This is a genomic window from Vibrio sp. 10N.261.54.A5, assembly GCF_041471145.1.
Lineage (GTDB): Bacteria > Pseudomonadota > Gammaproteobacteria > Enterobacterales > Vibrionaceae > Vibrio > Vibrio crassostreae_C.
This window is the reverse complement of the sequence record NZ_JBFRNU010000039.1, coordinates 1-12,966: the sequence shown is the minus strand read 5'-3', so window position 1 is coordinate 12,966 and position 12,966 is coordinate 1. Positions and strand designations below refer to the sequence as shown.

Sequence of the window (12,966 nt, the reverse complement as noted above, 5' to 3'; positions counted from 1 at the left end):
AGCGGCTATGTCGGCATCTTCTCTGTTCAATATTGCTTTCTTCGGCGAATGTATGGTCGAAATCAGCGGCTCTCCATTAACCAAAAAATTTGGCGGTGACACGCTCAATACCGCACTTTACCTTTCTCGCTTAACTCAACATCAAAACCTCTCTGTGCACTATGCGACAGGGCTTGGCAGTGATGAGCTGTCTCAAAATATGATTGATAGCTGGCAGCTAGAAGGCATTCAAACCAATTTCGTCGAACGCATTGCGAACAAGCTTCCTGGACTCTACATGGTTGAAACCGACGAGACAGGCGAGCGACACTTTCATTACTGGCGCAACGACGCGGCAGTCAAATCTTACTTTCAAGCTAGTGATCTGAATAAGCTTGAAATCGCCCTGACCGAGAAACAAGTCGATGCGGTTTACATCAGCGGTATCAGTATCGCGATTTTAGATGACGCCTATCGTGAGCGCTTATTCAAAGCTATTAGCGTGTTCTCAAATCAAGGCGGCAAGCTGATTTTTGATAACAACTATCGCCCGCAACTTTGGACGACTGAACAAGCTCAGCATTGGTACGCCAAGTTACTACCATTGGTCGACATTGCACTGATTACCGAAGACGACGACCTGCTGGTTTGGGGCAATGGCGAGAGCGTTCAACAACGCTGCCTTCGCTTAGGCTGCCAAGAGATCGTCATCAAACGTGGCTGTGAGCCATGCAAGATTGTTCAAGTTGAACAAGGCGATGTTGTTGAGAGTTATGTATCCGCGACTCGTGTTTCTAACGTGGTCGACACCTGCGCTGCGGGCGATTCATTCGCTGCGGGTTATTTAGCTGCGCGTCTTACTGGCGAGAGCGCCACCGACGCAGCCGAATTTGGCCACCAACTGGCTTCCATCGTTATTCAATACTCTGGCGCAATAATCCCTATGAGCGCTATGAGCCAACTGATTAAAAAATAAAAAGCGGAACTATTATGTCTCAAGAAATGATCAACACACTTAAGCAGTTCAAAGTTATCCCTGTTATCCAAATCAACAAGGTGGAACATGCGATTCCACTAGCAAAAGTGTTGGTAGAAAACGGCCTGCCAGTAGCAGAAGTGACGTTCCGTACCGAAGCGGCAGCGGATTCGATTCGTGCGATGCATGATGCCTACCCAGAGATGTGTATCGGTGCTGGTACAGTATTAACGCCAGCGCAGATCGACCTTGCGAAAGAGGCGGGCAGCGAATTCATCGTAGCACCGGGCCTGAATCCAAACACCGTAAAACGCTGCCAAGATATCGGTATGCCAATCGTTCCTGGCGTAAACAACCCAAGCCAAGTAGAGCAAGCGCTAGAGCTTGGTCTTAACTTCTTGAAGTTTTTCCCAGCAGAAGCGTCTGGCGGCATCAACATGGTGAAATCTTTGCTAGCGCCTTACGTTGATGTGTCACTAATGCCAACGGGCGGTATCGGCAAACACAACGTGAATGATTACTTAGCCGTTGATCGCGTCGTATGTTGCGGTGGCACGTGGATGGTTTCTCCAAAGATGATCAAGAACGAACAGTGGGATGAGATCGCGGTGTTGGTTCGTGAAGCGGTTGAGTTGGTTAGCTAATCATAAGTTTGTGAGCTCATTCGTTTTTCACAGACGATAGGCTTTGAGCTCACGATAAACAACAGTAGTGGCTGAAGGTTCTGTTTTGTGAATCGCCTCCGATAAACAAAACAGAACGTCCGTTATATAGGAAAACTAATAATGAAAAAAACTATATTGTCTCTATTGATTTCAAGTTCAGTAGTGTCCCCAATGGCGTTAGCAATGGCTCCGAATACCGATCTAAATTTAATGCCGTATCCACAAACAGTCGAGCTGCAAGCTGGGCAAGTTAAGGTCGACGGTAACTTCAAGGTTTACATCAAAGGCTTTAACTCTGATCGCGTTGAATACACCGCGAAACGCTTTATCGATCGCCTAGAGCGCCAAACTGGCGTGCCGATTCTAAACTGGCAGGTTGATAGCGCAGACGAAGCGAACCTGATCATTGATATCGACGCGGCGCCAAAGTCTGAAGTACAGAACATCGACTCTGTAGAGTCTTACAAAATTACGACTCAGGGTGAGCAAATCACGCTGAGCGCACCAAGCCCATATGGCGCTATTCACGGCATCGAAACCCTTTTACAGCTCGTTGAAACCACAGCAACTGGCTACCATATTCCTGCCGTAACCATTGTTGATGAGCCCCGCTTTCGTTGGCGTGGAGTCTCTTACGATACCTCGCGTCACTTCATTGAATTTGATGTGTTGATTCGTCAGCTAGATGCGATGGCTTCTGCGAAAATGAACGTGTTCCATTGGCACTTCTGGGACGATCAAGGTATCCGCATTCAAACGGAATCTTGGCCGCGTCTATGGTCAGAAACCACTGATGGTGATTACTACACCAAAGACCAAGTTCGCTACCTAGTTGAATACGCGCGTAATCTTGGTATTCGTGTGATTCCTGAGGTCTCTCTTCCGGGTCATTCTTCTGCGGTTGCTCATGCTTACCCGCGCCTGATGTCTGGCGCGGAAGGTCAAAGCTATGATCAAGAGCGTGGCTGGGGCGTGTTTGAACCACTGATGGATCCACTGAACCCTGAAGTCTATGAGATGCTAGGTGATGTGTTTGATGAAGTGACCGAGCTGTTCCCTGATGAGTACTTCCACATTGGTGGCGATGAGCCGAACTATGCGCAATGGAAAAACAGCGAAAAGCACCAACAGTTCATTGAAGAGAATAATATCGATGGTGAGCGCGGCTTACAGTCTTACCTCAACGTAAAAGTTGAAAAGATGCTGGAAGAGCGTGGCAAGAAGATGACGGGTTGGGATGAGATTTGGCATAAAGATCTGCCAACTTCTATCGTGATTCAAAGCTGGCAAGGACACGACAGTATCGGTCGTGCGGCGAAAGAGGGCTACCCAGGTATTCTGTCTACGGGTTACTACCTAGACCAACCTCAGCCAACCAGTTACCACTATCGCAATGATCCAATGCCAAGTGGCATCACGGTTGACGATAAGCTGCACAGTGGTGAGAAGTTTGTGACTTACCAATGGCAAAAGCCTCGCTCTAAAGGCAGCCCACGTAAGGGAACACTGACTATCATTGAAGCGCAAGACGGTACTTTCCGCGCGTTCAGTGATTACAACGGTAAGTCTCGTGAAGAGATCTACATCCTTGATTATGTGCCGGGTAAAACCTTTGTCGGCCACTTCGATAACTTCATGTCGTATACCGAATTCAACCTGAACTTGAATCCAAATGGGTTTGCGGAAGGCAGCTATCAGTTAATTGGTAACGTGCGCTGGCCAACCACAGGCGAAGTGATTGCGAGCAGCGATGTAGAAGGCAGCGTGATCCCTGAGCCAAACGGAGGCTACCCCGCGGAGCTAACCGACAAAGAAAAAGAGCTGATTTTAGGCGGCGAGATCACCATGTGGCTAGAAAACAAAGACAGCCTCACGGTCGAAAACTACCTATGGCCTCGCAGTTATGCAATTGCAGAACGTTTCTGGTCGGATGCAGAACTGACAGACGAACGCAGTATGTATAAGCGCATGAAAGCAATGGATACATGGTCGGAAGTATCGGTAGGGCTACGTCATCACGCAGATGCTGATATGTTGTTGAAGCGCATTGCCAAAGGCCAAGATATTCACGACCTGCGCGTGCTAGCGAAATACACCGAGCCGGCTCAATACTATGCTCGCAACTGGGAAAAGTGGAACTCCACTGAACCTAAGGGCACCTTGTACAGCCAATACGAGCGCCTAAATCGCTTCGTGGATGCTTTGCCAGTAGAAAGCTACGCGGTGTATGAGATGCAAGACTTGGTCAATGAAGTGGCGACAGGCAATCAGCAGGCGCTAGAGCAACTTGCAGAGCATTATCAGCAAGCAAAATCAGCTGCACTAGCGGCGGAAACTGTCTTCGCTGGTAACGTATCTTCGGTAGAGACTGTGGTGGTTGCAGAGAAAACCGTTGAAGTGGCAGACTTGGCGTTAACCTTGATTGCTAAAGCACAAGCAGGCGAGAAAGTAAGAGAAGCAGACGTGAATGCCTACCAAGCGATACTGTCTGATTCGGCGAAAATCTATGATGAATCAATCATCGCGATTGTTCGCCCGACTGAGTTACTGTTAAAGCAGCTAGCTGAGTAAGTCGCGAACTGATTAACTGATAAGTCATACGCTAATAAGTGAATCAAAACCGCCCTCTGTGGGCGGTTTTTTAGTTCTGTCTTCTTTATGTGGTGCGATTTAATGCTTTTTGTTAGTAACTACTCACTATCTATATTCTTCAGCGTTAATGTGAATGTCATGCCTTGGTCTGGGTTGTTCTTTGCTATCAAGGTGCCTTGCATATCCCGTACATTGTTGGCTGTAATAGCTAACCCCAGCCCCAAACCTTCGCCCATTTTTTTGTTGGTATGAAACGGTTCGAAAATGGTTTCGAGTTGGTCTTCTGATACACCGCAGCCATTGTCTTGCACCTTGATGATCACACGTTGTTGATCGGTATGTGCACTGATAACAATGGTCGCGGGTGTTTGATTCTGAGTAGCATCGATGGCGTTTCTAAGCAGGTTACCAAGCACTTGGCGAAGTCGTGCTTCTTCTCCCATTACCATCGAAATATTGGAAGCGATACGCACACGAATATCGACGCTGTCTAGCTCGGTTTGATGAATACGCAGGGTTTCTTGCAGTGCGTCTGTTAGGGAAACAGGATAAGGTTTCTCAAGCCTTTGAAAGGCGAATGACTTCAGCTGGCTAGTCATGTTAGCCATTCGGTCGATTAGGCTCATCACCAGATCCATGTTCGCTTTCAGCATCTTAGTCTCGCCTCTTTCCATCAGCAACTGGTTACTCGAAAGTAGGGTTTTTAGGCCAGTAAGCGGCTGATTGAGTTCATGAGTAATCGCACTCGACATCCGCCCTAGTGCAGCCAGTTTGCTAGATTCGACAAGTTCTTGCTGCGCATCTTTTAGATCTTGAGTTCGCTCTTCGACCCGCAGTTGTAGTGTTTTATTGGCGTTTTGCACCGCAATTTCGGCTTTCTTACGTTTGCTGATATCGATTACGGTACACAGGTAGTAAGTCGTCGCATGCCAAGGAAAGGCGCTAATAGAGAATAAAACAGGGAAGTAGCTGCCATCGCTGCGTCTTGCCATGGTTTCGACGCTAGTTATCTCGGCCAGCTCTTGATGCTGCTCTAAGTTTTTGAGCAGTTGCAAGGTGGTTGAATTCGGGTTACCTGCCTCAAATAACTGCCACGCCTTGATGTTATTGATCATTGAATCAGATAGTGAAAAGTAGTTCTTCGCCATCAGGTTGATATCGTGAATGCGTCCGTGTTTATCGATCAGTATTAACCCAACATGGGTTTTATTGATCATCCCAGACAGTCGTTTCTCAGACTCTTCGATAAGCTTTTGGATTCTCAGATTGCTGAGCTTTTTCTGGCGTCTTTGGTAAAGAATAACCAACAGTAACAGAATGAAAAGACAGCCAACCGCCACACTCCAGCTGATCCAGTTCGTGGTCTGGTTGAGGCTGGTTAATGGCGTTAGGTAGGTTAAACGCCAATTCAGATCGTCTAACTTGATGGACTGAATTAGGTAATCTTTATCTTGCAATCGCCACACGCGAATATGGGTTTGGTCATACAGCTCACGTTTTGTCGCTGTGGGCTGAGAATTGAAGGTGTCATTGAACCAATCGGCACTCAACCTGTTGTCACTGGAGAGAAAGAACTGATCGCGAGGGTTCTGAAACAGTATCGCCTCACCATCGGCAAACCATTGATCGGTTAACAATGACAAATCGATTTGCACCGCGACAATGCCAACCACATCAGAGGCTCGATATACGGGTGCCGCTATGAAGTAATCGGGTGTCACGCCTTTGTTTTTTGTCACCACTGAAATCGCACCACCTTGTTGGTGGATCTTCGAAACAATTGTACTGGCGTTCTTATTGCTCAGTTTGCTTCTTTCAACACTCGATACCAACAAGTCCCCTTCGCCAGAAAGCAGATACCAGCCCTTGGTGTTGGCGGCTTTATCCAATTGAATCAGCTGCTTCTTAATGCGTTTTTCTAGGCGGGCTTCACCATCAATGAAGCGCACACTGGTTTCATCATTGGTTACTAGGTAGGGCAGATAATAGAAACGCTTAAGGGTTCGCCTTGCTTCGGCAATGTAGCCAAGGAAGCGCTGTTCGGCATAGCGTTGGGCTTGTTCAAGCTTCCACTGGCTGATGCCATTCTTGGTGGTGACCTGCACCAAACCAATCAATAAACAGGTACACAGGAATAACCAATATCGATTGTTATTCATCATTTCTGATCAAATCCCTTTAAAATTAGTGGCTTGCCTCTTTGAGCTAGTGGTTTGACAAGGTTTTATGTTTGCTTTTTAAGCGAATGGAGAGTGAGACAAATCGAAGCTAACAAACATTATTAAACTGTTAAAGGAGTGTTATTCAAAGTGGGAGCTAGCTCCTTTTCGTCTGCGCCTTTTTTACATACCGTGGGCGACATTATCCAGATGTAAGCGACGGAACCAAACTATGCAGCGTATTGCTTTAATTGAAGATGACGCGATTGTGCGTCAAGCAACCAGCCAATGGTTGCAGCTGGCGGGCTTCGATGTCACCGCATTTGAAGTAGGACAAGATGCGTTAAACGCCGTAGAGCAGGGTGATTTTCAAACCATTATCACCGATGTTCGTTTACCTGATATTGATGGTGTTGATCTGCTAGGGCGTTTCAAAGGTCTTGTGCCAGATGTGCCTGTTATTTTGATTACTGGGCATGGTGATGTCGATATGGCGGTGAAAGCCTTACAGCAAGGTGCCTATGACTTCATTGAGAAGCCATTCGACCCAGAGCGTCTGTCTCAAACGGTATCGGAAGCGGTAGATAAACATCAAAGTGGCCAAGACAGAAACAGTCGTCAGAACTATCTGGATAACCTTAAGGGCATTGAACAGGTGCTGATCGGTCGCAGTAAAGTGATGTGTGAACTGCGCGAGCAAATCCAGAAAGTCGCTTCCATAGACACCAACGTGATCATCTATGGTGAAACGGGTTGTGGTAAAGAGCTGGTCGCCTCTTGCTTACATGAATTCAGCCAACGTAAAACCCATCCGTTTGTTCCGCTCAACTGTGGCGCAATCCCAGAAAATCTCTTTGAAAGCGAGCTGTTTGGACACGAAGCCGGAGCGTTTACTGGTGCGGCCAAACGACGCATTGGTAAGCTGGAATTTGCCGACAAAGGCACAGTGTTCCTTGATGAAATAGAGAGTATGCCGCTGTCGATGCAGGTAAAAGTGCTGCGCACCTTGCAAGATAATGTCGTCGAACGCGTGGGGGGGAATCAGCAACAACATGTTGATCTACGAGTGGTCTCTGCCTCGAAAAGCGATCTACTGAATCACCCCGACTTTCGCCAAGATCTATTCTATCGTTTGAATGTTGCCCAGCTGCATTTGCCTCCACTCAGTGAGCGTGAAGAAGATGCCTTACTTTTGTTTGAACACTTCACCCAAGAAGCCAATTCCGAAACACGTATAGCCAGTGAGGCTGATCGCTATGCACTGCTCTCGTATGCGTGGCCGGGCAATGTGCGTGAACTGCGTAATGTTGCGATTCGTTTTGCATTGGATGAAAGCTTGACCGTTGGGGATATTTTGGCGTGTCGTCCCAATTCTGTCACAGAGTCCACAACGGCGGGCATCCCTTTGGCGGTTCAAGTACAGAGCTTTGAAAGGAAAGTGATTCATGATGCCTTAGTTCGTTATAAAGGGCGTATCAATGACGTGATGCAAGATTTGGATTTACCTCGTCGAACATTGAACCAAAAGATGGTGCGTTATGGGTTAAATCGAAGTGACTATGTTGACCCTTAGAGAGCGGCTTCATCGCAGTGCTTGTTGATTTTTAATGAGCAATAAATGGCTCATTGCATATTTATCAATTTACATACATTGATCACACAACTGCAACATGGTGTGACTTGCTTCCCGATCTACAGGTGTTAATTCCGGTAGCCGATAAGCCAAAAATGGCTTACTTAATAACAGGGGAATAAGCAAAAAACGGCTTATTTTGAATAGGTTTTAAAATAAAAGTAAATTAAAACAAATAGTTAAAAACTGGCATTGTGCTTGCTATCTAGTGATTATTGTTAACAAAAATATAACGTGAATAACCCTACATGGAGAGTAACAATGAAATACAACAAGCTAGTTAAAACTTTAGCGATAGCAATGGCTTCTCTTGGCCTTATCAGTCATGCGTCAGCTGAAGAAGATCGCAGCTATATTTTAGCGACGGCCTCAACGGGTGGTACTTACTATCCGGTAGGTGTGGCCTTAGCGACATTGAGTAAAGTTAAGCTTGCGCCTAAGCAGCACTTTTCTTTAGCGGCTATCAGCTCTGCGGGCTCGGGTGAGAACGTAAAGTTGTTGAACGAGAACGAAGCTCAGTTCGCTATTCTACAAGGTTTGTATGGTGCTTGGGCTTGGCAGGGTTTAGGGCCATATGAGAAATCTGGCAGACAAACTCAACTGCGTTCAGTTTCCATGTTATGGCAAAACGTAGAACACTTTATTGTGCGTTCAGATCTAGCAAAAACAGGTACGGTAAGCGATCTAGAGAACCTAAACGGTAAGAAATTCTCTATCGGTAAGAAGAACTCTGGGACTGAAAACTCAGGTCGTCAAATCATGCAAGGCTTATCCGTGGACCCAGAACAATTTAAACTCGCCTTTATGGGTTATGGTGGCAGTGCGAGCGCATTACAAAATGGCACAATTGATGGTATGAACACGCCTGCTGGTGTTCCTGTTGGTGCGGTGACGCAAGCCTTTGCTGCCTTGGGTGAAGATATTCAAATCCTGTCGTTTACCGATGCGCAGATCAAACAAGCGAATGGCGATTACAATATCTGGACCAAGTACGAGATCCCAGCAAACACTTATCCAGGTGTCGACAAACCAATTACTACGATTGCCCAACCTAACTTCCTAGCAGTTCGCGAAGACATTTCTGAAGACGATGTGTATCAACTGACCAAAGCTATCTATGAAAACCTACCTTTCCTACAAGGTATCCATAAAGCAACCAAAGCAATGGCACTTGAGAAAGGGATCGCAGGTCTGCCTGTTCCTCTTCACCCAGGCGCTGCACGTTATTATCGAGAGATGGGCATCGAGATCCCTTCTGAGTTGATCGTTAACTAGCTTATCTTTTGTCAGGTAACTATTGGTTCGTGAGCTAATGATTTGTCGCGAACTAGCTGTTTGTCATCAACTAACCCCTTCGTGACTTAATTGCTTGGTGCACGTTCGCTCAAGAATGTGTTCGTGCACCTCCTCACTTTATGGATTTTCTCTTCGTGTTTGCTGCGGAGAGCAGGAGTTTTCTATGAGCGATTCGCTGCAGCAGGAACTGAAAAAATTTGAACTGCCGACCCGAACGGATTTTCCGTGGGTGGGCAAAGCAATAACGACAATGGGAGTGCTCCTCTCGTTGTTACACATTTGGTTTAACACCTTATCTACCTTGCCTGAACTTTGGATCTCGGCGACCCACTTCGCTGGCTTTGCGATCATTTGTGCACTCTGGTATCCCGCTCATATCTCGCTGAAAAATAGCAAGATAGCGCTGGCTGTCGACATCGGAATTGCCTTGGCGGCTCTGGCTTGTCTTATCTATATCCCCTTCGCAGAAGACGCCCTTTATGACCGAGGCGTAAAATTTATCGCCAGTGATTGGTTTTTCTCTATCTTGGCGATTGCCATCGTCATCGAGCTGATTAGACGCACTATGGGCTGGTTCATTCCAGTGCTTATCTTAGTGTGTTTAAGCTATGTAGTGCTTTGGGGACAATGGACCAGCGGTATCTTTCACTTTCCAGGCCTGAGCCTTGAAACATTGCTTTATCGAAGCTTTTATTCATCAGAAGGGATGTTTGGTTCGATCTCAAGAATCAGTTGGACCTTCGTGTTCATGTTCATCTTATTTGGCGCATTTTTAGTTCGATCTGGTGTCGGCGACTACATTATTGATGTATCCCGTGCCGCGGCGGGCAAAGTGATTGGTGGCCCTGGTTTCATTGCCGTTATTGGCTCTGGCTTGATGGGCTCAGTCTCCGGGTCGAGCGTAGCAAACACAGTATCGACGGGCGTGATCAGTATTCCCTTGATGCAAAAGGCAGGTTTCCCTTCGCGCTTCGCGGCAGGTGTTGAAGCGGCTGCATCGACGGGCGGGCAGCTGATGCCACCTGTGATGGGTGCGGGCGCGTTCATCATGGCCTCTTACACGCAAATTCCTTATGTCGATATTATTGCGGTTTCCTTCGTTCCTGCGCTTATCTACTTTTTGTCTGTGGCATTCTTCGTGCGCATCGAAGCAAAACGCAGTGGTGTGCAAAAGGTGACTTCTGGCTGTGAGCCTCTATTGAAAGTATTGCTGTCGGGTTGGCACAACCTGATCCCATTAGCGGTGTTAGTGACTCTGTTGGTGAAGGGCTTTACGCCGACTTACGCTGCGGGCATCTCGATTCTGTCTGTCGTGGTGGCTTCATGGTTCTCTAAAAATCACAAAATGGGTCCAAAGGCGATCATCGAAGCGCTTTCTCAAGGCGCTAAAAACATGGCGACCACGGCGGTGTTGTTGGTGGGCATTGGGTTAGTCGTCAATGTCATCAGTACCACGGGAATTGGTAACACCTTCTCTTTAATGATCAACAGCTGGGCGAATGGCGAGTTGCTAGTGATGATCGCGTTGATCGCGTTGGCGTCTTTGATTCTCGGTATGGGTTTACCGGTAACGGCGGCTTATATTGTGTTGGGCACTCTGTCAGCTCCTGCCTTGTATAAATTGATTGCTGAAAGTCAGCTGCTCGACTTGTTGGTGTCAGGTCAGCTTCCTGAGCAAGCTAAAGCCATCTTCATGTTGGCTGCACCAGATAAGCTTGATTTGTTGAATGCACCGATGACACTCGAAACAGCCAAAGAGATGATTGCGTTAGTCCCTGCTGATTTTGTGGAAACTCTGCTTGAGCAAAGCTTGGGGTTAGAAGCGATCAGTCTTGCACTGCTTTCGGCTCACTTAATTATTTTTTGGTTGTCGCAAGACAGTAACGTAACACCGCCTGTTTGTTTAACTGCGTTTGCCGCAGCGACTATCGCTAAAACACCACCAATGAGAACCGGTTTAATGGCTTGGAAGATAGCTAAAGGTTTATACCTAGTGCCGTTGTTGATTGCCTACACTAACTTGGTGAGTTGGGATATTACCTCGGTATTGGTCACCGGTGGTTTTGCTATTATTGGCACTTACGCATTTATCGCGGCGATTGAAGGCTATCTAGAGAGCGAAATTAATGTCATTACTCGAGTAGTGTTGGTAGTAATAGGTGCAGCTTTAGTATGGCCTGATGTTTCAGTCGTGATTCGCTTGGTATGTGTCGCCATTTTTGTTGGCATCTTCATCTACAGCGGTCGTAAATACGATGCAAATCAAGTTAAAAAAGAATCAGAAAGTGAGGAACAAAAGTTACCTCAAACTGGGTCTAACACTGTCGCGTCTTCCCTATAATTAAAAGGATTGAATGTAGGAATATTATGAACTCAACATACGACTATATTATCGTTGGTGGTGGCATTGTTGGCGTGTCGACGGCATGGCAATTACAGCAAGCTCACCCTGATAAAAGTATCCTTTTAGTCGAAAAGGAGCGTGGCTTCGCGCAGCACCAAACTGGCCATAACAGTGGTGTGATTCACGCGGGTGTTTACTACGCTCCGGGCAGTTTAAAGGCGGATTTTTGTAAGCGTGGCGTAGAGCGCACCATCGCCTTTTGCAGCCAACACGATATCCCTGTCGAAAACTGTGGCAAGCTGTTGGTCGCGACCAATGAGCAGGAAGTGGAGCGCATGAACGCGCTCTATCAACGTTGTCATGATAACGACATTGATGTCGACCTCTTAGATCAAGCGCAGCTGAAACTAGCAGAGCCTAATATCACCGGTTTGGGCGCGATTTATGTCAAAACCACTAGCATAGTCGATTACAAAAAAGTCACCGAAGTGATGGCTCAAGAGTTTGTTGAAGCGGGTGGCAAGCTCAGTCTTGGTACTGAAGTGATTATGGCGGACGAGCAAGAAGATGAGGTGCAGTTAACGTGCAAAGTCGATGGTCAGACTCTACAACTGAACAGCCGATTCTTGATCACTTGCTCTGGTTTGATGGCCGACAGAATGACCAGCATGCTTGGCATTGAAACCGACTTCCAAATCGTCCCTTATCGCGGTGAATATTATCAGTTGGACGCGAAACACAACCAAGTGGTGAATCACCTTATCTATCCGATCCCTGACCCAGAACTGCCTTTCTTGGGCGTGCATTTAACACGCATGATTGATGGCTCCGTAACAGTAGGGCCAAATGCAGTTCAAGGCTGGAAGCGAGAAGGTTATGGCAAGCTTAACTTTAGTTTCAAAGACACTTGGCAGATGCTGAGTTTTGCGGGCTTTTGGAAAGTGACTGCGAATAATCTAAAAACCGGTTTGGTCGAGCTTAAGAACTCGTGGTGGAAACCGGGTTATCTAAAGCTAGTGAATAAATATTGCCCGAGTATTACGGTGTCAGATTTCAAACCTTACCCAGCAGGCATTCGTGCCCAAGCGGTCCTCAAGGATGGCACCTTAGTTCATGATTTTCTGTTTGCCGAAAGCCCAAGAAGCTTGCATGTATGTAACGCGCCATCGCCGGCAGCGACTTCGGCAATGCCGATTGGTGAGTATATTTGTGGCAAGGTGATGAAAAAAACGTCTTAACTGTTAATTGAACTAATGGCTTGTTTGTTCGAACAGGGCTTTCATAGCAAGTGAAGAACGTAGACAATAAAAAGGTTCATCGCG

At 46.8% G+C, this 12,966-nt stretch carries 8 protein-coding genes; 7 read left to right on the top strand and 1 reads right to left on the bottom strand.

Going from position 1 to position 12,966, the window contains the following annotated elements; genetic code table 11:
* The first annotated feature begins 7 nt into the window (after nucleotides 1-7).
* From AB4329_RS12325 to AB4329_RS12315, 3 genes are all read left to right on the top strand, one after another.
* Nucleotides 8-955 (top strand): sugar kinase, encoded by a 948-nt coding sequence (locus AB4329_RS12325; RefSeq protein ID WP_372138443.1) that lies wholly within the window; start codon nucleotides 8-10, stop codon nucleotides 953-955.
* A gap of 14 nt (nucleotides 956-969) precedes the next feature.
* Nucleotides 970-1,599, top strand: a complete 630-nt coding sequence (locus AB4329_RS12320) for a bifunctional 4-hydroxy-2-oxoglutarate aldolase/2-dehydro-3-deoxy-phosphogluconate aldolase (RefSeq protein ID WP_372138441.1) — start codon at nucleotides 970-972, stop codon at nucleotides 1,597-1,599.
* A gap of 141 nt (nucleotides 1,600-1,740) precedes the next feature.
* The gene (locus tag AB4329_RS12315) at nucleotides 1,741-4,191 is read left to right on the top strand and encodes a family 20 glycosylhydrolase (protein WP_372138439.1); all 2,451 of its coding nucleotides are present in this window, start codon (nucleotides 1,741-1,743) and stop codon (nucleotides 4,189-4,191) included.
* Nucleotides 4,192-4,310: 119 nt separating this feature from the next.
* On the opposite strand, the gene AB4329_RS12310 is transcribed toward AB4329_RS12315, so the two are convergent.
* A complete protein-coding gene (locus AB4329_RS12310; RefSeq protein WP_136975820.1) occupies nucleotides 4,311-6,374 on the bottom strand; it encodes an ATP-binding protein in 2,064 nt (687 codons plus the stop codon).
* Between the two features lie 229 nt (nucleotides 6,375-6,603).
* Between AB4329_RS12310 and AB4329_RS12305 the strand changes: the two genes are divergently transcribed.
* The 4 genes from AB4329_RS12305 to lhgO all read left to right on the top strand — a co-directional run bounded on the left by AB4329_RS12305 (nucleotide 6,604) and on the right by lhgO (nucleotide 12,882).
* The gene (locus AB4329_RS12305) at nucleotides 6,604-7,944 is read left to right on the top strand and encodes a sigma-54 dependent transcriptional regulator (protein WP_102321268.1); all 1,341 of its coding nucleotides are present in this window, start codon (nucleotides 6,604-6,606) and stop codon (nucleotides 7,942-7,944) included.
* Between the two features lie 321 nt (nucleotides 7,945-8,265).
* Complete coding sequence (locus AB4329_RS12300; protein ID WP_372138438.1) at nucleotides 8,266-9,279, top strand: TAXI family TRAP transporter solute-binding subunit; 1,014 nt, start codon at nucleotides 8,266-8,268, stop codon at nucleotides 9,277-9,279.
* Nucleotides 9,280-9,463: 184 nt separating this feature from the next.
* The gene (locus tag AB4329_RS12295; protein ID WP_372138436.1) at nucleotides 9,464-11,641 is read left to right on the top strand and encodes a TRAP transporter permease; all 2,178 of its coding nucleotides are present in this window, start codon (nucleotides 9,464-9,466) and stop codon (nucleotides 11,639-11,641) included.
* Between the two features lie 26 nt (nucleotides 11,642-11,667).
* Complete coding sequence (gene lhgO / locus AB4329_RS12290) at nucleotides 11,668-12,882, top strand: L-2-hydroxyglutarate oxidase (protein ID WP_108099906.1); 1,215 nt, start codon at nucleotides 11,668-11,670, stop codon at nucleotides 12,880-12,882.
* Nucleotides 12,883-12,966: the final 84 nt, after the last annotated feature.

Bases quoted from the DNA above. Each gene is read 5' to 3' on its own strand.
- AB4329_RS12320 (WP_372138441.1), top strand. From the start codon at position 970: ATGTCTCAAGAAATGATCAACACACTTAAGCAGTTCAAAGTTATCCCT.
- AB4329_RS12305 (WP_102321268.1), top strand. From the start codon at position 6,604: ATGCAGCGTATTGCTTTAATTGAAGATGACGCGATTGTGCGTCAAGCA.
- AB4329_RS12295 (WP_372138436.1), top strand. From the start codon at position 9,464: ATGAGCGATTCGCTGCAGCAGGAACTGAAAAAATTTGAACTGCCGACC.
- AB4329_RS12315 (WP_372138439.1), top strand. From the start codon at position 1,741: ATGAAAAAAACTATATTGTCTCTATTGATTTCAAGTTCAGTAGTGTCC.
- AB4329_RS12310 (WP_136975820.1), bottom strand. From the start codon at position 6,374: ATGATGAATAACAATCGATATTGGTTATTCCTGTGTACCTGTTTATTG.
- lhgO (WP_108099906.1), top strand. From the start codon at position 11,668: ATGAACTCAACATACGACTATATTATCGTTGGTGGTGGCATTGTTGGC.
- AB4329_RS12325 (WP_372138443.1), top strand. From the start codon at position 8: ATGTCGGCATCTTCTCTGTTCAATATTGCTTTCTTCGGCGAATGTATG.
- AB4329_RS12300 (WP_372138438.1), top strand. From the start codon at position 8,266: ATGAAATACAACAAGCTAGTTAAAACTTTAGCGATAGCAATGGCTTCT.